Origin of the sequence: Azohydromonas australica DSM 1124 (assembly GCF_000430725.1) — a bacterium.
Taxonomy (GTDB): domain Bacteria; phylum Pseudomonadota; class Gammaproteobacteria; order Burkholderiales; family Burkholderiaceae_C; genus Azohydromonas; species Azohydromonas australica.
In genome coordinates, this window is sequence record NZ_KE387205.1 from 302180 (window position 1) to 323886 (window position 21707).

Annotated in this window: 15 protein-coding genes; 10 read left to right on the forward strand and 5 right to left on the reverse strand. The window is 65.3% G+C overall.

Annotation, left to right across the window (positions count from 1 at the left end; genetic code table 11):
• The first annotated feature begins 4 nt into the window (after window positions 1–4).
• The 4 genes from H537_RS0125365 (at window position 5) to H537_RS45490 (ending at window position 6969) form a co-directional block, all read left to right on the forward strand.
• Complete coding sequence (locus tag H537_RS0125365) at window positions 5–2896, forward strand: Z1 domain-containing protein (protein WP_029000083.1); 2892 nt, start codon at window positions 5–7, stop codon at window positions 2894–2896.
• A complete protein-coding gene (locus H537_RS0125370; protein WP_029000084.1) occupies window positions 2880–3881 on the forward strand; it encodes a PD-(D/E)XK motif protein in 1002 nt (333 codons plus the stop codon). Before H537_RS0125365 ends, H537_RS0125370 begins: the two co-directional genes overlap by 17 nt.
• A gap of 2 nt (window positions 3882–3883) precedes the next feature.
• On the forward strand, window positions 3884–5641 hold the full coding sequence (locus tag H537_RS0125375) for an AIPR family protein (RefSeq protein ID WP_029000085.1): 1758 nt from the start codon (window positions 3884–3886) through the stop codon (window positions 5639–5641).
• 314 nt (window positions 5642–5955) lie between these two features.
• Window positions 5956–6969 (forward strand): DNA cytosine methyltransferase, encoded by a 1014-nt coding sequence (locus H537_RS45490; protein WP_051243241.1) that lies wholly within the window; start codon window positions 5956–5958, stop codon window positions 6967–6969.
• Window positions 6970–7399: 430 nt separating this feature from the next.
• Here H537_RS45490 and H537_RS51535 read toward each other — a convergent pair whose 3' ends face one another.
• From H537_RS51535 to H537_RS55910, 4 genes are all read right to left on the reverse strand, one after another.
• Complete coding sequence (locus H537_RS51535; protein ID WP_084150943.1) at window positions 7400–7882, reverse strand: very short patch repair endonuclease; 483 nt, start codon at window positions 7880–7882, stop codon at window positions 7400–7402.
• A gap of 122 nt (window positions 7883–8004) precedes the next feature.
• A complete protein-coding gene (locus H537_RS0125385; protein ID WP_051243242.1) occupies window positions 8005–9195 on the reverse strand; it encodes a phospholipase D-like domain-containing protein in 1191 nt (396 codons plus the stop codon).
• Between the two features lie 311 nt (window positions 9196–9506).
• A complete protein-coding gene (locus tag H537_RS45495) occupies window positions 9507–12536 on the reverse strand; it encodes a DEAD/DEAH box helicase family protein (protein ID WP_051243243.1) in 3030 nt (1009 codons plus the stop codon).
• Window positions 12537–12540: 4 nt separating this feature from the next.
• Window positions 12541–12942 (reverse strand): HIT family protein, encoded by a 402-nt coding sequence (locus tag H537_RS55910; protein WP_029000087.1) that lies wholly within the window; start codon window positions 12940–12942, stop codon window positions 12541–12543.
• Window positions 12943–13640: 698 nt separating this feature from the next.
• Between H537_RS55910 and H537_RS45500 the strand changes: the two genes are divergently transcribed.
• Window positions 13641–14438 (forward strand): DNA/RNA non-specific endonuclease, encoded by a 798-nt coding sequence (locus H537_RS45500; RefSeq protein ID WP_441293987.1) that lies wholly within the window; start codon window positions 13641–13643, stop codon window positions 14436–14438.
• Window positions 14439–14656: 218 nt separating this feature from the next.
• On the opposite strand, the gene H537_RS45505 is transcribed toward H537_RS45500, so the two are convergent.
• Entirely contained in the window at window positions 14657–15862 is a 1206-nt protein-coding gene (locus H537_RS45505) for an integrase domain-containing protein (protein ID WP_051243244.1), read from the reverse strand.
• Window positions 15863–17024: 1162 nt separating this feature from the next.
• Here H537_RS45505 and H537_RS0125410 point away from each other — a divergent pair.
• From H537_RS0125410 to H537_RS45510, 5 genes are all read left to right on the forward strand, one after another.
• On the forward strand, window positions 17025–18077 hold the full coding sequence (locus tag H537_RS0125410; protein ID WP_029000088.1) for a PRTRC system protein D: 1053 nt from the start codon (window positions 17025–17027) through the stop codon (window positions 18075–18077).
• Complete coding sequence (locus H537_RS0125415) at window positions 18074–18370, forward strand: hypothetical protein (protein WP_029000089.1); 297 nt, start codon at window positions 18074–18076, stop codon at window positions 18368–18370. Before H537_RS0125410 ends, H537_RS0125415 begins: the two co-directional genes overlap by 4 nt.
• A 243-nt stretch (window positions 18371–18613) precedes the next feature.
• Window positions 18614–18832, forward strand: a complete 219-nt coding sequence (locus H537_RS0125420; protein ID WP_029000090.1) for a hypothetical protein — start codon at window positions 18614–18616, stop codon at window positions 18830–18832.
• A gap of 669 nt (window positions 18833–19501) precedes the next feature.
• Window positions 19502–21022 carry a phytoene desaturase family protein gene (locus H537_RS0125425; protein ID WP_043459967.1) on the forward strand — a complete coding sequence of 507 codons (1521 nt, stop codon included), beginning with the start codon at window positions 19502–19504 and terminating at the stop codon, window positions 21020–21022.
• A 275-nt stretch (window positions 21023–21297) separates the two neighbouring features.
• Window positions 21298–21707, forward strand: a 410-nt coding sequence (locus tag H537_RS45510; protein WP_169517092.1) for a LysR family transcriptional regulator substrate-binding protein, incomplete at its 3' end; no start/stop codon positions are given.

Consider the following 21707-nt stretch of genomic DNA (forward strand, 5'->3'; position numbering starts at 1 on the left):
CTCGATGAACGAGAACGACAACGACAGGGCCCTGGCCCACGTGATGACCATCGCGCAGACGATGCTGCAGGCGGAGAAGGAGAGGACGCCGATCACGGCTGCTCTCATCCTGGAGAAGACAAGGGTCGCGGCCGCTATCCTCGCAGGCTCCTTTCCCGACGGCATCGATGTGGAGGCAGCGGCCGCTGAACTCGTGCGCCGGTTCAGCCACTGGGTCGGCCGGGACTCCTCGCTTCAAGACAGCGAAGGACACGTTGCTTGGCTCAACGCGCAGCGCAAGAAAGACTGGCGGTACTGGAACCGCTATCGGGCTTACCTGGAGCGCAAGCTCTCGGTTGAGGTAGTGGGCGGACTTGACGAGTCCACTGACGGCATCCTGGCGAAACTGGAGGATCCGAGACGTCCCGGGGCATGGGACCGTCGTGGCTTGGTCGTTGGGCATGTCCAGTCAGGCAAGACCGCGAGCTATTCTGGACTCGTCTGCAAGGCTGCTGATGCTGGCTACAAGATCATCATCGTGCTGGCCGGCCTGCACAACAACCTCCGGTCCCAGACCCAGATCCGCCTGGAGGAAGGTTTCCTCGGTTTCGAGACCTCTGCAGATCGGGACAAGGTGAGACCCATCGGTGTCGCCGAGATCGACAGTGACCCGAGGATCAGGCCTAATTGCGCGACGACCAGGGCGGACGATGGCGACTTCAAGGCAAGTGCTGCTAGGCACATCGGCATCTCGCCGGAGGAGCGCCCCTGGCTTTTCGTTGTCAAGAAGCAGAAGACGGTACTGACGGAACTCCTCAGATGGATCCGTGCACACGTTACCGATGCAACGGATGCGGTAACCGGCCGGCGGGTGGTTTCGAACCTGCCGCTGCTCGTCATTGATGACGAGGCGGACCATGCATCAGTGGACACTGGCGAGCAGCATTTCGACGCTGACGGTAAGCCTGACGAGGAACACCAGCCGAAGGTGATCAATGGTCTAATCCGAAGGATCCTGCACTCCTTCGAGAAAAAGGCCTACGTCGGTTACACCGCCACCCCGTTCGCAAACATCTTTATCCATCGCCGGGGAAGCACGGTCCACGAAGGACCGGACCTCTTTCCCCAGTCGTTCATCATCAACCTCGCTGCACCGTCGAACTACGTCGGTCCGGCGCGCATCTTTGGTCGGTGCACCGAGGATGGGCGCGAGGGCGGCCTGCCGTTGATGCGGGAGTTCCGGGACAATGTGAACGAGGATGCGCCGGGTGGCTGGATGCCCCCGAAGCACGACAAGGCCCACCTCCCGGTATTCGCCGGCCAGGAAACGCCCCCGCCCTCGCTCAAGGAAGCTATCCGGGCATTCGTCCTAGCGTGCGCGGCGCGCAGCTGTCGTGGGCAGCGGTCGGAGCATTCGTCGATGCTGATCCACGTGACTCGGCTGACCGAAGTGCAGAAACGTGTGGTCGAGCAGGTTAGGGCGACGGTGCTGAGAATGCGGCAGCAGATCACCCGCGGCATCGATGACTCCGGCTTGCTGGAGCAGCTCAGGACACAGTGGGAGCGGGACTTTGTCCCTACCAGCAACGCCATCGCCCCACTTCTGGGAGAGGGCGATGGCGAGACACGTGTTCCGTCATGGGAGGAAATCCGCTCGGTCCTGGCAGACATTCTGTCGGACATCGAGGTGCGCATGATCAATGGTTCGGCCAAGGACGCTCTTGACTATGAAGAGCGACGTGGCACGGGATTGAAGGTGATTGCCGTCGGCGGCGAGAAGCTGTCCCGCGGTCTGACTCTCGAGGGACTGTGCGTCAGCTACTTCGTCCGGACAACGAAAATGTATGACACGCTGATGCAGATGGGGCGCTGGTTCGGCTACCGCCCCGGCTACGTCGACCTCTGCAGGCTTTACACGACACCGGAACTCGTTGAGTGGTTTGGCCACATTGCGGATGCCTCGGAAGAGCTGCGCGCGGAATTTGAGGACATGTCCGAGCGCGGCGCAACGCCCATGGACTACGGTCTCAAGGTGAGGTCGCATCCAGTCATGCTGGTGACCTCTCCCCTGAAAATGAGGACCGCCAAGCCGCTGCAGCTTTCGTTCAGCGGAGAGCTACTGGAGACCGTCGCTCTGCACAAGGACAAGGCCCCGCTGGACACCAACCTGCGTGCTACGGAGGAACTGCTTGCGGCGATGGGGAAGCCCTCGGAAAGCCCAACGATCTTGAGGAGACGCGAGAGCGGGGACCACAAGTGGGTGGGAGCACTCTGGAACAGAGTGTCTGCTGACCTCGTGGCCGATTTCCTCGATGCCTACGTGACGCATCCCGCGGCTCGCAAGGTCAACAGCGTGCTGCTGGCGGGCTTCGTGCGCGCGATGTGCAGGAGGGGCGAACTCACCTCGTGGACAGTCGCGATGCTTGGGGGAGGCGATGGCAATCCCTGGACGTTTGAAAGCGGCGTGCACATTGACGGGACGCTCAAGCGCAAGGCCGAGGTAAGCAAGCCAGATCGCTATTCCATCGGTCGGCTGCTCTCCCCACGGGACGAGGCCATCGATCTGGACGAAAAGGCGTGGAAGGCAGCTCTCGATATCACCTGTGCTGCGTTTGAAGCTGCTCCCGCAAGGCGCAATACTGGCGAGCCGCAGGTGCGACCGGATATCCCTAGTGGCCGGGCCGTCCGTCGTGTACGGGGCCTGGGTAGTGGAGCAGGCATTCCCGGGACTCCTGAGCGCGGACTCTTGCTGCTCTATCCACTGGATCCAGGCAAGTCGGAATGCAAGGCTTTGGAGGCGCGCAAGGAGCCCGTCATCGCCTTTGGCATCAGCTTCCCGTCAAGCCGGTTGGTTGATGTGACGGTCAAGTACCAAGTCGATCACTACACGTGGGAGGATTATGGTCCGTCCGAGTGACGAGTTCCTTCTTGCGTGGCGGTCCCTATCAGGCCCTGGAGGATCGGGCTGGCGCACGATACCCATTGCGCCTGCGGGCATGTGTCCGCTAGCTGCAGGCAGGCGCGCGCCTGGTAACGAAGAGGCACTTCTGGCGTGCTTCGGCACGGTCACGCTACCGGCCGCCGAGAACCTTCCCAGCGGACATGGCTTCAACGTGGAACGCCTTGACCTGCACGGCGACGGGAGAACGTGGCTCGCGTTAACCCGTGCGGCGTCGGGCAGCCAAGAACTGTTCCTCGCAATGGCACGCGATATGACCTATGCCCTTGATGCGGAGAGCGGCAGTGGGTGCACTCGCATGCTGCGCGTGTTCCTGGGGCGGGTACGCGCTTGGCAGGAGTTCATGCGGCGCGATGGAGGGTCCCTCACGCCGGAGTCGGAGATCGGGCTTGTCGGCGAGCTGAAGTTGATGTCGGACATCGTCGCTGCTGGTGTCCCAGTGGCGACGGCGGCGGAGGCCTGGGTCGGCCCTCTGGGCGGCATCCAGGATTTCGAACTCGGTACCGGAGCGATCGAAGCCAAGACCACACTTTCGACGGCCGGCATGCCCGCGCGCATTGGGTCACTGCAGCAGCTCGACGACTCCACACGCAAGCCGTTGTTCGTCGCCGGCCGACGTTTACGGCTCGCTGCCTCGGGCAAAGCCCTTCCGGAGGTGATTGCTGATGCTCGTACCGCTACCGCGGGCGATCCGGAGGCGCGACGGCTCCTGTCCGACCGGCTACTCGCTGCGGGTTACCTCGACATGCATGCCGATCGTTACGCACGCAAGTTCATTACGGACAAGACTTCGATCTTCGAGGTAGTACCCGGGTTCCCACGCCTTACCCCTTCGCTCATGCCCCCTGGTGTGCTGAGCGCTATGTACGACATTGATCTTGCTGCTGTCCCCGGACCGGCAATCCTGCTTCACGACGCATTGAAGAAACTGGGAATCCTCTGACCATGGAATTGCAAGACTTCCTGTGTGACCTCCAGGCCGAGGTAAAAGCACAGACGTTTGCCGAGGACGCCTTCTTCGAAAAGGTGACCCAGCACATGGAGGACATCGGCATGACGTCCGATCCTCAGCCATGCAGGGTCTCGTGCAGGATCGGGCGTCACAAGCTCCGGCTTGATGGATACGCGCTGTCCGAGGAAATGGATCGGCTTGACCTGTTCGCCAGCCTCTACGAGGGTGTCGAGGAACTCGTTTCCGTGTCCGATACCGATACGAAGGCAGTCGTGGAGCAGTGCGTCCGCTTTCTTTCGCTGTGTGCCGAAGGACGGCTCGCCCAGGAACTTGACGAGACCCATGATGCTCGGTCTCTGGCTGAGACGGTCCGGAGCATCTATAACGACCTAGAGCAGATACGCGTGTTCGTGCTTACCGATAAGGTTGCCAAGTCAAAGTCTTTCCAGACCCGTGAGATTGGCGGCAAGGCGGTGCGGCTAGAGGTGATGGACATCCAGCGGCTGCACCGGCACTGGTCCGAGGGAAAACCACGCGACGAGCTAGTGGTCGACTTCAACGAAATCTCCGGCGGCCCGATACCCTGCGTGTTTGTGCCTGGTGGCACCGAGGACTGCGATTACGCACTGACAGCCATTCCTGGCGAGGCACTGCGTCTCCTCTACGAGAAGTTCGGTCCCCGACTGCTGGAGGCCAATGTGCGCTCGTTCCTCAGCGTCAGGCCAAAAGGCGTCAATGCTGGCATCCAGGGCACGCTACGCTCGGCACCAGGCCGTTTCATGGCTTACAACAACGGCATTGTCATCGTTGCCGACGAAATGCGGCTTGCCGATGCAGGAGCTGGAGTGACGGGTGTCTCGTGGCTGAAGGGTCTGCAAATCGTGAACGGCGGCCAGACGACGGCATCGATCTACTTCACCAAGAGAAAGCACACCCAGACCGATCTGTCGAAGGTGCGCGTACCGGCCAAGATCATCGTGATGAAGAGGGACGATGACCCAGCTAGTGAAGAGGCCCTCATCTCGGACATCTCTCGCTACGCCAACACCCAGAACGCGGTGCGGCAGTCGGATCTGTCGGCGAACAAGCCTTTCCACATCGAGGTCGAGAGACTTTCACTGCGCGTGTATTGTCCCGATGGCGTCGGACGCTGGTTCTACGAACGGGCAGCTGGCAGCTACAACACGATGCTTGCCCGCGAAGGCAACACGGATGCAAGGCTGAGGGTGCTCAAGGAAACCATTCCGCTGTCCAGACGCATCACCAAGACCGATTTGGCGAAATACCTTGTCGCCTGGGACAGGCGTCCGGACATCGTCAGCCTAGGCTCGCAGAAGAACTTTGACAAGTTCATGGAATCACTGGCGGGTTCGGACGGCTCCGAACCACCGCTGCCGACCGCTGGCGATTACAAGGCAATGATCGCAAAGGCCAAGATTTTCCGGGAGACTGCAAAGTATTCACGCGGTGCGTTCAAGGCTGGTCAGGCAAACATCGCAGCCTATACCGTCTCGGTGTTGGCGGACAGGCTGGGGGGGCGTATCGATCTTGAACGCGTCTGGAACACGCAGTCACTCTCCAGTGAACTCATGGCGCAGATCCAGGTCTGGGCCGGTGAGGTAAACGACATCCTTGTACGGAGCGCGAACGGGCGGCTTATCTCTGAATGGGCCAAGAAGCCGGAGTGCCGCGAACTTGTAATGGGCTCAACATTCTCAGCCCCTTCTGCAGGGATTCCAGAGCTGGCCTGACCGGGAGCTGCAGCAAGGTTGTGCTGCCAGGGACCTTCATGCCCGAGTTGTGCTTGCGTGCCGTACCTAGAGCGATACCGTGGCTAGGGAACGAGCATGTCGCTTCATTCAGGGGGCCGTAGATCCGCCAGAACGGTGTCCCACTGTATGGTCTTCCGGATGCAGCCGTAGAGGCGGTTTCCATGCCTGCGACCCGCTGCTTGGCGTCCTGCCCCAGTCGGCCGACTTCAATGGGCGAGCCAAGAGACCGCAAAGAGGTGTCCGGAGTGGTCGGCCTTAGCCGTCTTCCCGGCGAAAAAGGCACAATCCCATGGATGCGCATACATGCCTTAGACCTCTTCTGCGGCGCTGGCGGCTCCAGTCAGGGAGCTGTCCAGGCCGGGGCCACGCTCGTGGGCGCGATCGATGCCTGGGAACTCGCGACCCGGACTCTCAAGGACAACCATCCGGATGTTCATGCGATCGCCGAGCGGCTCCATGCCGAAAGTCGACCGGATCCGTTCCTGAGACGGAAGAAGGTCGATCTCCTGCTTGCCTCGCCGGAATGCACCAACCATTCAGTTGCAAAGGGCAACGCTCCCCGTTGCGAGGAAAGCCGCCAGTCCGCGAACTACATATTCAATTTCATTGAGGATCTCAAGCCCACCTGGATTGTTATCGAGAACGTTGTCGAGATGCGTAAGTGGTTCGGCTACCGGCCCTTGATCGGCAAGCTGCACGAGCTGGAGTACGGGGTGTGTCCTCAGGTCATCAATTCAGCAGACTTTGGCGTCCCGCAGACGCGTAGCCGTCTATTCCTGCTGTGCGAGAGGCACGCGGAGCCAACTCCTGTTCCGCTTCCGACAGGAATGGTTCACAAGCCGGCACGGTCGTTCGTGGACCTCACCGACAGGTGGCCTTCGCGTCCGTTGTACCGCGACAAGAGAGCTGCGGCCACCATCGCACGCGCCGAAAGGGCGATCGCGGAGCTGGGCGTTGGCGTACCTTTTCTGATTGTCTACTACGGAACTGACGGCGCAGGCGGGTGGCAGCCGCTGGACCGCCCAATCAGGACGCTCACGACGCTCGACCGATTCGGCCTAGTTACGTGGAAGGGAGCGGAACCATACCTGAGAATGCTGCATGTCGAGGAACTCCGTGCGGCCATGGGCTTCCCGTCTTCGTACCGTTTCACCCACGGCTCGCGGCGCGACCAAGTCAAGATGCTGGGCAACGGCGTCTGCCCACCCGTTATGGAGGCGGTCGTCCGTCACCTGACGGGTTCTCGGCGAAGAGTGGCGGGGCCTCGGACCCACGGCAACCTCCGCGGCCAACTCGTGCTGGCCTAACGGCTCGGGGGAGCATCTGCGGTAACTTCGGCCGTGTGCCCGGACGCTGGTCTGCTGCTACACCCGCAGCGACCTTGTCCGGTAGCATGACCGGAGAGCGGACGGATAACTTCCTGGCCAACACCGCGGACGTTACCTGCGCACCGTCGGGACAGCGGCAGGCATCGCAAGCTAGGAGTCGATCGTCATGCCGACAGGCTGCTGGTACGTAAAGGTATGTTACAACCGCCGGCACGACAGTTGGGTACGGGGTTGTAGACAGCAGCGAAGATTGCTGCCGTAAGCTGCCGATTGGATAGGATCGTGTGGGAACGCTTTACTTTCCCCTCCCCGGAGAGCACGGATACTGCTGCCCGCGAGATTGCAGGTTCGCAGAGATTCCGACATCGCAGAACGGTCTGCTGGGATCGTGGAGCCTAACGAGGGCGGTTCAGGGGGCGCGGCTTGCTCGAGTTGATCGACGTTTGCCTGGGCGGTCGCTAAGCCTTCTGTGCCTGACCAGTGGGACGTCCTTCAGCCTACGGGTCAATTCTTCAAGAAAGCAGGGTGACCGCGTCTCGCATTCCCACACGGTGATCACCGTCCAGCCTGCTGCCTCTAGGGCATCCGTCGCGCGTCGATCGCGGCTCACGTTGGTCGCAAACTTGTCTTCCCAGAACTGCTGGCGCGTCGCCGGCGTCGTCGCGTACCGGCAGCCGGGATGACGGTGCCAGAAGCACCCGTGCACGAAGACGGCCGTTTGGCGTCCGGGAAATACAAGGTCCGGCGTGCCAGGGAGCGTGCGGTCATGCACGACGTAGCGTAGTCCTGCCGCGTGCAGGTATCGCCGCACGGTCATTTCAGGTCGGGTGTCCTTGCCGCGGATAGCGGCCATCATCCGGCTTCGTGTTGCCGGCTCGACGATGTCAGCCATGTTGCTCCCGTGCTGTGGCGCGGCGAGCGAGGCTCGACGCCCACAGACCACAGACATGGCGAATCCCGTGCCAGCTGGGTCAGGGCCAGCCGGAGGGAGCGGCAGCGGTTGTCCCGCTCTGGCTAATTCCAGTAGGTGTAGTTGAACAGCGTGTCCAGTTCGGTGAAGTTTCCGAGTCCGAGACTGTCGCGGACCGCACTGGCACTGCTGCAGAACTGCTCGTACAGCTCCGCGTCCACGTTCCTTTTTGTCGGCTTCGCCGGGAAGCCGGTGTATCCTGCCGTCTCCATCCCGGCCACGGAGTTCTGGTTCATCACCGCGAATTTTTCGTTGTCGATGGTATGGAGTATTTCCGTGATCACGTTCACGCCGGCGTTGTTCACGCCGGAAAATCGCTCGTGAAGAAGGCGATATGCCTCGCTCGGCGTAAGTCCTTTCCTGCCATGGAGGTCCTGCAGTGCCATCTGGAAAACCCTGGATTTCGTCGCCACGATGTTCTTGCCTCTGTGGAGGCCACCGGAGTGCCAGAGCCCCGATGTGAGCTGCTCGTAATGCTCTAGAAACCTTCGCGCATTTATGCCGGTAAGGTTCCTGATCCGCGCCAGTCTGACCCTTGCCTTGTTCCTGGAGCGCAGGCGTCTTTCGACCTGGCTGTCGAAGCCGTTGTCTGTCTCGTCATTCTTAATTTCCCGGAGGATCTCGTGGAGCACGGAAGAGGGACTGGTGGAGGATTGCAGGGCTTTCCTGGCCTTCGCATCTGCAATGCGATGGTGAACTCGGAACAGCCGATACTTCTTTTTATACGCTTCCAGCTCTTCCTGTCGCGCCTCGATGATCGCATTCGAGCTGATCAGCCTGTCAATCTGGGACGATATCTCCTTGGCAATGCTCCCTGCAGAGTCCTCGATGAAGATCGATGACTCGTGGTTCGTGCGAAGGCCGCCGTTCGTGAGATTTGCGGACCCGATCACGATCCTTGAGCTGGTCTTTCCACGGAAGCAATAGACCTTCGGGTGGAAGGTAACGCTGCTTTCCGGATGGCTTATGTACAGCGTGAGGTCATGCTGGCTCGAGAGGCTCAGCAACTGAGCCAATACGGATGGCTCAGTCTGATGGAAGCTGAGACCGATGACGCAGCGAGCAGTGATTCCGCGCTCCAATGCCTTCCTGAGTTTTTCAATGATTGTCGAGAAGCCGGATTCCTTGGCAAATGCAATCATGCAATCGAAGCGTTCTGCCGAAGCGAAGCAGCGGTTGATCAGCGTGAGGTGATCGGCGTTGGTGCCGTTGTTTGTTATGTACCTTGTCGACATGCCTGTCCTGGTTTGGCTGTTATGTAGTTTCGTGCAAAAGGGTAGTGCTCTTGCGGCAAGGATATGTGCCGGCAGCAGATGTGGTGCCGGATAAGATCGTTTGTCTCGTGCCTGTTCGGGAAATATCAGTAAAGTCCAGCTGCCAATGCTTGGCAGGATAATCGATCGCAGTCCGTGAAGCTGTGTTTGGATGCCTTGAGCTTTCCGGCGGCCCTAAGCCGTAACGTGCCATGGGATTTCTCCAGCAGTGCTCGGCTTCCATCCTCTTGCCTCGTGGCGCGCGTTTGATCTGCTCCATGTTCCGAAGTTGCTTATGCGGCCTCGATGCTCCAGGAGCCCTCGGCCGGGAGGGGTACCAGACGCACGCGCAGACGCTTGCCCCGGACATCGCCATCGGCTACGCCGAGCAGGTGCCGCAGTTCTTCGGTCAGCAGGTTGGGCTCCGAGGAGTCGTCGGTCGGTGTGACCTTGAGAACGTTGAGCGCTATCTTCACGAACTTGCCGTAGGCGTAGCGGCCGTTGATGCGCACCGGATGCCAGCCGTCCGGAAGCCCGGCGCGGTTCGTGCCGTCCCGGAACATCACGCACAGGCCGTTGCCACTGGCTGTCGGAATCACCGAAAACACGAACCGCCCCGGTGATGGCCGGCCCCAATACTCGGCCAGCCGCCAATCCACGCGCTCCAGCAACGCTGCGCGGAAAGGTTCCGGGTCATCGGGCTGTGGGCCGATGTAGCGAAACTCGCGCGTGGCTTCGTCGAAGGCGAAGTAGGGGCTTGGCTTGCCGGTGTTGCCGCCGACCCAGGCGTTGATCGGGTTGGACAGGAGGTAGCCGCTCCAGGTGGCGTCGCTCGCCGCCTCGCCTTCCTGCACGTCCGTGCCGTTGATGTCGAGCCGGTGCCGCTCCTCGGCGAAGTAGTGCCTGAAGAAGGCCACCAGAGCCTCCATGCCGATGGCGGCCTGGAAGTGCGGCCCCTGCAGCATGGCCAGCAGCACGACCATCTTGAACGACTTCGTCATCCTGGTCGTCTCGACTTCCTCCAGGAAGGCACCGGCCTGGACGTCGAGCACCATGTCGGCCTCGTCGGCTTGGCCCAGGGCCACGGCCACCTGGTGCCAGCGCCGGCAGCCCAGGGCCTGCTTGCACTGTCTGGGTCCGTACCGCCCCAGGCGCTCGACCTCGGCCAGCGTCGGCATGCGGCCCAGCCGCTCGTGCAGGGAACGCAGGTCCTCCAGCACCAGTGCACGCAGCGGCGAGGCGGTGCGCAGGCTCTGGCGCAGGGCTTCCAGCGCCACGGGCTCCAGCTCGACCGTGACGCCCTCCGGCATGCCCTCGGGGCGCACGCCCTGCTGCCAGCGCTGCAGCACCTCCAGCGCCGTGCTGGCGCTGGCCGTGTCCTCGCCGTGCCCGCCGACGAGGAACGGCAGCTTGTAGTGGGCCCGGCGGTAGTTGCCGATGAAGTCCAGCACGGTGAGGTGCTGCTTGCCGTCGTCCAGGCGCAGGCCGCGCCCGAGCTGCTGCAGGAACACCACCATGGACTCCGTGGGGCGCAGGAACAGCACCAGGTCCACGCAGGGGATGTCCACGCCCTCGTTGAAGAGGTCCACCGTGAACAGGATGCGCAGCGCGCCGCTCGTGAGCCGGTCGATGGCTTCCTGCCTCGGCGTCGAGCCCGGCCCGGAATGCACGGGGGCGGCCGGGATGCCGGCGGCGCTGAAGGCCTGCGCCATGAAGTCGGCGTGCGCGATGGAAACGCAGAAGCCCAGCGCGGCGCGCGACGGGTGGGCACGGTACTTCTCCAGCGCCAGCGCCGCGCGCTCGGGCGTGTTGAAGGCCCGTGTCAGCTGCTCGGTGTCGTAGGTTCCCGCGCCGGTGAGCATCTCGCTCGTGTACGTCATGCGGTCGGCCACGCCGAAGTAGCGGAACGGCACCAGCCAGCCGTAGCCGATGGCGTCGAACAGGCCCACCTCGTAGGCCACGTTGCCATGGCACAGTGCCATCAGGTCCCGGTTGTCCCCGCGCCAGGGCGTGGCGGTGAGCCCCAGCAGGAAGCGCGGCTGCAGCACGTCCAGCAGACGCGCGTAGCTGTCGGCCGCGGCGTGGTGGAACTCGTCCACCACGACGTAGTCGAAGCGTGCCAGCTCCGGGCTCGCCAGCCAGCGAGGCTGGGAAAGCGTCTGCACCGAGGCCAGCACGATGTCGCACCCGATGTCCTCGCGCCCGGCCATGACGAAGCCTTGCGTGCGGCCCGGGTAGAGGTCGGCATAGGCCCGGGCCGCCTGCACCAGCAGTTCCTCCCGGTGGGCCAGGAACAGTACCCGGTCGGCCCCTGCGGCGTCGAAGGCCGCCAGGAACGTCTTGCCCAGGCCGGTGGCGGCGATCACCAGCGCCCGTGTCTCGCCGTCGGCGCGCAGCCGCTCCAGCTCCTTGAGGGCGAGCGACTGCACCGGCCGTGGCTGCGTGCGCGTGGGGGCCTTGCGCGGGGTCCAGGCGCGCGGCACGCGCCGGGCGCGGTACGCCTGCAGCCAGCCGGGGGAGAGCGGCTGCGCGTGCTCATGGTGGAAGAGCTCGTCGAAGCGGTGGCGGATCTCGGCCATCGGGTGGCCCGCATCGATGTCCAGCACCGACCAGGTCCACTCCACGCCGTCGCGCAGGCCCATGCGCGAGAAGTTGGCCGAGCCGATGAAGGCGCGGCCGCTGCCGTCGGCACGCTCGAACCAGTAGGCCTTGGGATGGAAGCTGCGGTCCGGATGGCTGAACACCCGGGCCTCGAAGCGGCCGCTCCACTGCAGCATGCGCTCCAGTGCCTCGGGCTCGGTGACGTCGAGGTAGTCGGTGGTGAGGAGGCGGATGTCGGCACCGCGCAGCAGCGCCGCGCGCAGCGCGCCTTCCATGAGTTCCAGGCCGCTTCGCATCACGAAGGCCACGGCGAAGCCTGCGGCGCGGCAATGCTTCAGCTCGTGCCGCAGCGCGTCCACCAGGGTGTGGCCGCCGCCCACGTGCAGCCGCTGCGTCCTGGGTGCCGGCTCGCCCAGCACCAGGCCGGCGTCGAAGCCGCCGCGCCTGGCCTCCTTGCGTTCTGCAGTCGCGACGACTTCCTCGTACGCGATGCCGTGGCGGTGCGCCACCGCCTGCAGCACGGCGTGCAGGTCGGCAAGCTCCTCCACCAGTGCCGCACGATCGCCCGTGGCCAGTGCTTCGCCGACCTCGCTCGCCTCCTCGATCAGCTTGCGCGACAGCAGCCGGCCCAGCTCCGCGTCCCGGGCCACGCGCACCTGCAGCTCCCGACCCTCCGCACGGGCCAGTTCGGGGATCAGGTCGCGGATCAGCTTCTCGTACACGCCCTCAGTCCCGTGCGCGGCCGGACCAGTAGTCGGCACGCTCGGGAATGAGCCATCGCACGCCGCCGCGCGGGTCCGCGACGTCGCCCTGGAAGCGGGGAATCAGGTGCACGTGCAGGTGGGAGATGGTCTGCCCGGCGGCCGGCCCGTCGTTGATGCCGATGTTGTAGGCCGCGGGCCTGAACTCGGCGTCCACCAGACGCCTGCCCTCGTCGAGCAGCGACATCAGATCGGCACGCTCCTGCTCCGTGGCCTCGAACCAGGAGCCGACGTGGCGCTTCGGGATGGCCAGGCAGTGGCCGGGATTGATCGGGAAACCGTCCCGGATCAGCCAGGCGGTGGGGCGTTCGGCGAGCACACGCTGCGCAGGCAGGGTGCAGAACGGGCAAGGGGCGAGGGACTGCAACGGCGACTCCTGGCAATGCACCGGCTGGCGCTGGTGGCTGACCTTCGAACAGTTGATGTGTCCTTGATCGTACCGGGTGCAACGGCCGGCCCAGTTGCGATGGGGCAGGGGGCAGTCCTTCCTGGAGCCCCCGGCCGGACACGGGAATGCCGTGCGCGGGGCTGCGACTGCATGCCGGCAAGTGCTCCGGGCAGCAGGCGCGGGTTGTGGCCTTGCACACATGACGGGACACGACCCGGGCCGGCCTGGCGGTGCTTCTGGAAGGTGGCACGGCCATCCGGACCAGCAGCCGCCCTCTCTTCTGCATCCGCCGACCGGAGATCATGCTCCGCACGGTCGGATTGCACGGTCCCGGACCTGTCTCCGTTGCTGGGGAGACGTGCGTGTCCGCTCCGGTCAGCGACTGCAGCCAAGCACGGAATGATGCGTGGGTATCGAAACGTCCACGCGCCGGCGCGGGCGGCGTTCGTTGGGCGCTCCCGTTAGCATTCAGCGTCGCATTCCTACGAACGGCAAGCCAAGGATCGCCGTCACGGCATGGAGCGATGCGGCCACCGGGCTCCCGCTGCTCGGCGGCGTCGGCTTGCGATTCGAGGCCCGGCCTCGAACCCGGTACAGTCAGTGACGGGCCGCGGCTCCCGGGCCGGAGCAGCCCCTTCAAGTTCCTGAAGCAGGTGCCGGGCAGTTCGCGAACGATGATGACGAAAACCTTTCCTCTCTTCCTGGCCGCGGCGTGCGCGCTGGTGCTTGTCGCCTGCGACAAGGACAAGCTCCAAGGCACAGCGCCCAAGCCGGATGCGGTCGCGACAACGGCGGAGCCGGTCACGGGCTTCGACAAGTGCCGGGAATTCTTTCCAGGACAGCTGCCGCGCGTGCCGGACCTGCAGGCCAGGTTGCCGCGCGACCTGTGCTACGACGCCTTCGCCATCCTGCATTCCGGCCATACGAAGACACCCGTGTTCGCGGTCGAGCGGTTGACCGTCGCCCAGTTGCAGGACGCTGCCGACGAGCAGCGCACGAACAGGTTCTTCGCCGACGCCCGGCTGCCTCAGGCCGAGCGCGCGACGCTGGAGGACTACAAGGGCTCGGGCTACGACCGAGGGCACATGGCGCCGGCGGCCGACATGCCCACGGCGCAGGCGATGGCACAGTCTTTCTCCCTTGCGAACATGGTTCCCCAGGCACCCGAGAACAATCGCGGCGTCTGGGCTGACATCGAGAAGGCGACGCGCCAGTACGTCAAGCGTGCCAAGGGGCCGGTGTACGTCTACACGGGGCCGGTGTATGGCCGCAGCGGGGCGCAGGTCATCGGCAAGGGGCGGGTATGGGTGCCTTCGCACCTTTACAAGCTGGTGTACGACGCCGGGGTGAACAGGGCCTGGGGCCATTGGGTCGAGAACTCCAACGAAGCCCGTGCCAGCAAACCGATCAGCTACCGCGAGCTGGTGCAGCGAACCGGCATCGAGTTCCTGCCGGGGCTGGATCCCGGGGAGTAGCCCCGCGTGCAGCGCTGCCGGCACCGTTCCGTGATGTGCCGGCGACCATGCGTTGACAGCCGATCGTATGGCCCAGACATGGACACGTTCCATGTTGTCCTGTCATCCGTGCCCGCACCTTCCCGGTCGGGAAGGTCGCTGCCGATGATGGGCTGGAGTCTTCGCGGCCGGTTCTGGGCAAGACCGATGCAACGGTTCGCTCCTCATGCGCGACAGTTTCAGGATTCCGGGACCCGAACGGGCGGATCGGATGAAACGGCGTCCACTGGGGAGGGCGCTGGTCGTGGCACAGGATGTCGCTGCTGGCGCTGGATTGCCCCCAGGTAGGCGCTGGACGCCCGAAGCCTCGCATGGCCTGCCAGTTCGGCTACGTGCAGCCGTGCTGCGCGCTCGGCATCCGGTGCCAGCGGGCCGCCACCTCGGACTGGTGGAGGCTCGCCGGTCACCGCCTCGAATGCGCTGTGCGCCGCCTCGTGCCGCAGGCCATGTCCTGTCGCCCCGCGCTCACGCCACGTCAGCCCGAACCTGGCCAGCACGTTATTGAAGCGCCGCAGGTTCTGCTTCAGATCCAGCGAGGGGTTGCCCAGGTGCGCGTCGGCGTGCTCGGCCACGGCCTCGGCCCGGGCCATCGCCGACAGGCGCAGCGGCGAATCCAGCGGAATCAGCCGCATGCGGCCGCCCTTGGCGCCCGCCTTGATGCGCACGTAGAAATCCGCTGCCCGCTCCGACTCCAGCAGTCCCAGTGCCTCGAAAGGCACGGTGCAGGCACGCGGGCGCAGCATCACGGCCTCCTTGCGCCGCAGTCCCAACGTGCGCATCACCGCCAGCTGGGCCCCGACGTAGCGGTCGTGGTCGGCGATCCGCTCGATCAGCGAGTCGACGTCGATGCCGTGGCCGCTCCAGCTGCGGTCGCGCTCCGCGGCCTCGTGGCGCCGGTACTCGTCCGGCCTCAGCCCGAAATGCTCCGGCTCGCGCACCAGGCCCGGCTTGCCCAGCCACAGCGCCAGTCCACGCAGGAAGCTCAGGTAGGTCTGGATCGTCGCCGGCGCCAGCCGCTCCTGCTGCCACACCCGGGCCATCGCCTGCACATGCCGGTAGCCCAGGTTGCGCGGATCGGGGAGCGTCCGGAAGCCGGCCTTGGCCTTGAGGTCACGGAAGAAGCGGCGCAGGAACGCCGCACGGTCGTGCCTGGTCTTGTGCGAGACCTTCTTGTCCAGCGCCGTGTGGTTCGCGTTGAAGAGCTTGATCAGTACCTCCAGCACCTCCAGCGGCTTGAACCTGCCGGGCGGATGGCGTGCCAGGATCTCGGCCGGACTGGCGCTGGTCCAGTCGCGTCGGCGTTCAGGCTGGCCGATGTGGACGCCGGGCGCGATGGCCCCCTTGTGGATGCTGCGCCGGCTGGAGCTCTTCGGTGTCCTGGACATGCAGGGCCTCCTCGTTGGACAGGAGCGCGACCTTTCGGAGCGCCGGCCAGAGTCCGCGCGTGAGGACCTGCCGGGGTGGACTCCGGTCCCCGGCAGGGCGTGGTCGCCGCATCAACGACAGTGCGCGACCACGAGCGCACTGCCGCCACCCAGGGCTTCGCCGGCTCCGCGTGAGCCGGCCCGGTCGGTCTTAAAAATGGACAGCTGATCCGGCCCGCGCACGAATTTCGGCGATCGCGGGGGAGGGCGATGGCGATGACCCGCTGCCGGGTCGACGCCACCGGTGCCTGGCACAGTGGCCTGGTCGCCTCATCGGATCGGTTTCTTCTCGGACATCGCCTTCCACCCGCATGGGTTGCACCCCTGACCGGTGTCTCCAGGGTGCGTCCGGGTTGACGAGCGAGGGACGCGCGGGGAGCCCTTCGGCCACATGGCCGCGCGCGGTGCCGGGCACGTGCTCGACGAGGAAGGCGGAGCTCGGCGCCGGCCTCGGGGGCCGGCGCGGGACTCTGCGCCGGGACGCATCCAGCGGGATGCGCCCAGCGCGTGGGCGTGCAGGCCCCAGGGCCTGCAAGGAACCACTCGGGCCGTGACATCCATCGGGATGGCGGCCATGCCGACAGCGGCCGGCGTGCTGCATGGGCGGGTAACGACCGCAACGCCTTTTCGACGACGCGATGTGTCCAGGGCAAGGAGCCTGTGGGAGAAACTGCAGTGGACGCCCGTGGGAGCGCGCGGACCCGTCGAAAGGGCAGTGGTTTCGGGGGGCTTTCGACACCAGGGCGCAACTCGCGCGTTTATCCGCGCGTATTCGCACAAAGGCCGTTCGAGGCGGTCCTTCCTCTTGGGTTGACAACCCGGCATGCGGCCTCTGGTTCCGCGCTGGTCGCACAAGAACCCCGTCGCAGGCCTCACCGAAGCACCCGCTGCGAACCGTGTCCTTGACGAGGCGCTTTCGGGTGGGACCCTGGTCCCGGCGACGGCAGCATCAAGCGCCGACCGCCACGGCAGGTCGGCCGGCAGCCGGACCGCAGCCGCACCGGATTCCCGCAGCGTCCGGACCTGGGCGCGAAAGCCCGTGTCCAGGACGTTTCATTCGCATGGCGGGGCCTGTGCGGCCGGCGAATGCTGGCCGTTCTTCAACCCATCGAGGAGTCCCGCCATGGACAACGTCGTCAGGGCGGTGGATGTCGGCTTCGGCAACACCAAGTTCGTCACCGGGGTCTCGGGCAGCGAGATCCGTTGCGGCGTCATCCCGTCGATCGCCTACCCGAGCGCACGCGACCCGGCCACGCTGCCGGCAGCCGAGCGGCGCAGGACGATCGCCATCCCCGTCAACGGCCTGTTCTACGAGGTCGGGCCCGAGGTCGAGCTGGCCAGCGACAACCTCTGCGGCACGCACCTGCACGACCGCTACACCGAGACGCCGGAGTACATGGCGCTGCTGCGCGGGGCCCTGGCGCTGATGAAGGTGCCGGCCATCGACTTGCTGGTGGTCGGCCTGCCGGTCGGGCACTTCATGGCGAAGAAGGCCGCGCTGGAGCGCGCGATGGTGGGCAGCCACGACATCGGCGGCGGCCGCTCGGTGCAGGTGCGCAAGGCCTTCGCCGTGGCGCAGCCGCAGGGCGCGCTGCTGTACTACGCGGCCACGCACGGCCGCATGGGCACGATCGCCCACGAGCAGAGCCTGATCATCGATCCCGGTGCCCGCACCTTCGACTGGCTCGTGGCGCGCGGCATGCGGCTGGTGCTCAAGACCAGCGACTCGGTGTCGCGCGGCGTGAGCGACATCCTGCGCGTCATCGCCAAGGACATCGGCACCGAAATCGGCATCCCGTACACCGACTTCGACGCCATCGACCGGGCGCTGCGCAGCGGCAAGAGCCCGATGGTCTACCAGAAGCCCTTCGACATCGCGCGCCTGATGCCCGTCGCCCACTCCCACGCCCAGCGCGCGGTGGGCGCGATGCTGGAGCGCATCCCGGCCGACTACAGCTTCCAGAACATCGTGCTGGTGGGCGGCGGGGCCTTCCTGTACCGCAAGGCGGTGCGGGAGGCCTTCCCGCGGCACCGCATCCACGAGGTGCGCGAGCCGATCTTTGCCAACGTGCGCGGCTTCCAGCTCGCAGGCATGAACTTCATGCGCTCGGCCACCGCCGAGACAGCGGCGTCCGGTGGCGACGCGGCGGCGTCCGGCGGGGGAGAAGCGGCATGAGCACGCGCGCAGGCAAGGAGCAGGGGACGCTGAGCATGCTGTTCGAGATGTCACGCGACGACAACCCGCGCCTCTACGACGACCTGGTGCGCTTCAACAAGGGACCCAAGCGCGTCAACCGGCTGCGTTTCCTGGCCTACGAGGGGCTGCTCGCCCAGGGCTGGACGCTGGTGCCGGCCGCCGCCGTGGCTGCGCCTGCGGCGGCCACGCCCCCGGCGCCAGCCGCGCCGGCCGTGGACCTTGGCGACCCGGTGCTCACCAACGCGCTCTTCAGCCCGCCGCTGCAGGAGTGAACAGGAAGTGCGGCGGGCACGCTGCACTCCAGGCAGCGGTTGCCATGCGTTGCCTTCCTGGGGAGCCTGCCGCGCCGGGGTGGTGTTCAGTGACAGTCGGTGTCCATATGCGAGGTGGGCTTGCGTTGAAGCAGGCTTGCCCCGGACGCCAGCCACGCAGGTAAGGGGCATTGCCTTGGTACGCCGCAAAGACACGTCATTCTTCTGTCATCGAAATCGACGCCAATTCCGTTGAAGTCGAAATTGATTCAGAAGCAGGAGCAGGAAATGTCGCTGTTGAGGCCGTTTTTCAAGCGCGACCGGATTGCGAGCGAGTCGAGATTCAAGCTCCTTGGAGAGTCATCGGTCGATGCGCTCACGCGCGTCGAGGCCGAGTGCGACTGGAGCGATGCGGCACTGCTTTTCACCGAAGTTTCGTTGGAGCCGCGCCAGCCAACAGAGCGCGCCGTTCACGTCGGCTGAAGGCCCGGGCTTGCTTTGGCCGGGATGGGCAGCAGCCGGTCCGACTGATTCACCGCAAGGCCGTCGTGCTGCTGAGCGTTGGAGGGTGGCACCGTGTTTCTGGTCCCACCCCGGTGGCTGCCGCGGTCAGGGCGGCAGCGCGCAGCAATGTGCAGTGCATGACTTGCAGAGAGCCGAGAAGTCGCCATGCGGCGCGCCGGCGCAGCTCAGCAGCGCACCATGGCGCAGCGGGCGCTGAATCTCCTGGTGGCGGTGACTGCCGCGCTGGCACAGACGCTTGGTCGAGATAAGCCGCAGTCGAACTAAAGGCGCCATGGCCGCCCATCTTGGAAGATCCGCAGCCTCAGCCAGAAAAGGGGTGGGCAGCGGTGGAGTGACGATCTCACCAAGATCCCGCTTTGTGCCCGTTGCCAGCATTCAACTCGCCGTTGGGAACACCCGCTTCGCAGCGGGAGCGGCCGCCCAACCAGCGCCGTAGACGGCAGAACTCCGGCCATGAGGCAGGCAACGCTTGAGCCAAGCCGTACAGAAAGCCATCGAGGGCGGTCCATCGCCTGCGGCAACACGTCCGCTTCCTTCGAGATCACTCGCAGCGCGAAAAATTGAGTTCCATCAAGTGCCACGGTGCCCGAGCGCCCAAGACTGAGCGCCTTGGTTGACGGGGGTGGTATGTGGGACGCGATCGTGGTCGGATCCGGCATCGGCGGCCTGGCCGCCGCCGCAGCTCTCGCCAAGCGAAGCAAGCGCGTGCTGCTGCTCGAACAGCACACGGTGCCGGGCGGGCAGACGCAGACGTTTCGACGACAGGGCTGGGTGTTCGCCACGGGCGTGCACTATGTCAGCGGCGTCGGCCCGCAGGAGGGTCCTGAAGGCCAGTTTCGCAGACTGCTGGAATGGCTTGGCGACGGATCGCTGCGATTCGCACCGTGCGTCAACCCCTACGACATCGTGCACCTGCCCGGCTTCGAATTCGGCATCCCACATCCCGAGGCCGCCTATCGTGCAGCTTTGCACGGGCGCTTCCCCGGCGAGGGGGCGGCCATCGACGATTGGTTTCACGCCTGCCATGAGGCTCGCAAGGCCGGTATGGCCTTGATGGCGTCGCACGACCTTCCGGCGTGGATCGCCTGGGGCTTTCGGCTTCTACGCGGTAGGCAGGCCGACCGGTGGTCCAGGCATACGCTGGCTGACCAACTGGCGGACATTGCCGACCCGCGGTTGCACGCCGTGCTCGGCGCCCGCTGGGCTGACTACGGTGCACCGCCGACGACCGCCCCGTTCATCGAGCACGCCTTGGTGACCGGGGCATACGACGGTGGCGCCTACTACCCGGTCGGTGGGCCGGCGCGCTTCGCCGAAAGCTTGCTGCCCACGGTGCGCGCCGCGGGGGGCGAATGCCGTCTCGGGGCCGAAGTCCGACAGATCCTCGTCGAAAATGAGCGGGCGGTCGGGGTCGAGGTGGTGGAAGGTGGCTCGCGGGCCATCGAGCGTGCCGAGCACGTCATCTCCGACATCGGTCTCGCCAATACACTGGCCCGTCTGGATGCCTTGGTCGCACCCGCGTGGCGTGAGCAGGCGAGCCGGCTCGCACCTGGACTGGGCTACGTGGCACTGTATATCGGCTTCGAAGGCGACATCTCCGGCGCCGGCGCGACCTCCGCCAACCATTGGATTTACGACAGCGAGGATATCGATCGCGTCTGGCGGCAACCGGCGGACGAGGACGCGCCGGGACTGTTCATCAGTTTTCCATCGTTGAAGGATCCGGCATGGAAGGGCTCGCCGACTGCTGAGGTACTGGCTGTCGTTGACCGCGCAGCTTTCGCAACCTGGCTTGACGAACCGCAGCTGAGCAATGACTACGCCGCGTTCAAGGATTGGGTGACACAGAGGCTGCTCGGGCAGTTCAACCGGCACTTCCCGACGCTGGCGCCCATGGTGCGCTTCTACGAGGCGGCCACGCCGCTGACACAGCGGCGTTTCGTGCGCGCGGTCGGAGGGTCGATGTACGGTGTTGAGATGTCCGTCGAGCGCCAGAGCAGCGATGCGCTCAGGCTTCGAACGCCGGTGCCGGGCCTTCTGCTTGCGGGCCAGGACGTGACGGGACCGGGGGTGCAGGCGGCGTTCATGGGCGGCCTGATGGCCGCGGCAACGGTAGAGCCGGCGCTATGGCGCCAGCTGGGCCGCTAGCGACGTGCCGTCGCAGGGTTGCCTTCATCAGGTCACATCGCAAGTCCGTTTAGCCGCAACGCCTCGGTCTCCCAAGGGCACATGCCAGCTCCAGCGACATAGTCAGCGAAGGGCGGCTTGCAGCCTTGAAGAGGCGGTCGAAAAGGCACGCTCTCCGTCGGCAGTTGGCCGACTCCTGCTATTCAGCCTGACGCCGGTTTGTCTGCAATCCCGGCTGTCGGCTGGTCGAGGCGCAGCGCACGATCACCGCGGCCCAGGCCATGCAGGCGGCCGCGGTGCGGATCCGTGGGCAAGCCCGGGCACGGTCAGCGGTCAGCGATCCGTTGTCGCTGCGGCTGGGCGACGTGTTCGTGCGCCTGGCCGGGCAGCACCCGCAGGTGGCGCTGCAGCTGTACCAGGCGGTGCTGATGCGCACGCTGCAGGCCGTGCGCCGCGGACAGCTTGACTGCGCCTACGCACTGTGCGACCAGGCTGAGGTCGAGGGCCTGGAGCTGGTGCGCCTGACCGCTTGTGACCTCGTCGCCGTCCTGCCGCCGCGGTTTGCGGACACACCCGCACCGAAGACCCTGGCCGAGCTGGCCGCGATCCCCTGGGTCACGTCGTCACCGGAGTGCGGCCTGCGGCCCCAGCTGGAAGCGCTGTTCAAGGAAGCAGGCCATGGCGTGCCGGCGGGCACCATGGCCGA

Bases quoted from the DNA above. Each gene is read 5' to 3' on its own strand.
- H537_RS0125365 (WP_029000083.1), top strand. From the start codon at position 5: ATGAACGAGAACGACAACGACAGGGCCCTGGCCCACGTGATGACCATC.
- H537_RS0125370 (WP_029000084.1), top strand. From the start codon at position 2,880: ATGGTCCGTCCGAGTGACGAGTTCCTTCTTGCGTGGCGGTCCCTATCA.
- H537_RS0125375 (WP_029000085.1), top strand. From the start codon at position 3,884: ATGGAATTGCAAGACTTCCTGTGTGACCTCCAGGCCGAGGTAAAAGCA.
- H537_RS45490 (WP_051243241.1), top strand. From the start codon at position 5,956: ATGCGCATACATGCCTTAGACCTCTTCTGCGGCGCTGGCGGCTCCAGT.
- H537_RS51535 (WP_084150943.1), bottom strand. From the start codon at position 7,882: ATGGCTGACATCGTCGAGCCGGCAACACGAAGCCGGATGATGGCCGCT.
- H537_RS0125385 (WP_051243242.1), bottom strand. From the start codon at position 9,195: ATGTCGACAAGGTACATAACAAACAACGGCACCAACGCCGATCACCTC.
- H537_RS45500 (WP_441293987.1), top strand. From the start codon at position 13,641: ATGACGAAAACCTTTCCTCTCTTCCTGGCCGCGGCGTGCGCGCTGGTG.
- H537_RS45505 (WP_051243244.1), bottom strand. From the start codon at position 15,862: ATGTCCAGGACACCGAAGAGCTCCAGCCGGCGCAGCATCCACAAGGGG.
- H537_RS0125410 (WP_029000088.1), top strand. From the start codon at position 17,025: ATGGACAACGTCGTCAGGGCGGTGGATGTCGGCTTCGGCAACACCAAG.
- H537_RS0125415 (WP_029000089.1), top strand. From the start codon at position 18,074: ATGAGCACGCGCGCAGGCAAGGAGCAGGGGACGCTGAGCATGCTGTTC.
- H537_RS0125425 (WP_043459967.1), top strand. From the start codon at position 19,502: ATGTGGGACGCGATCGTGGTCGGATCCGGCATCGGCGGCCTGGCCGCC.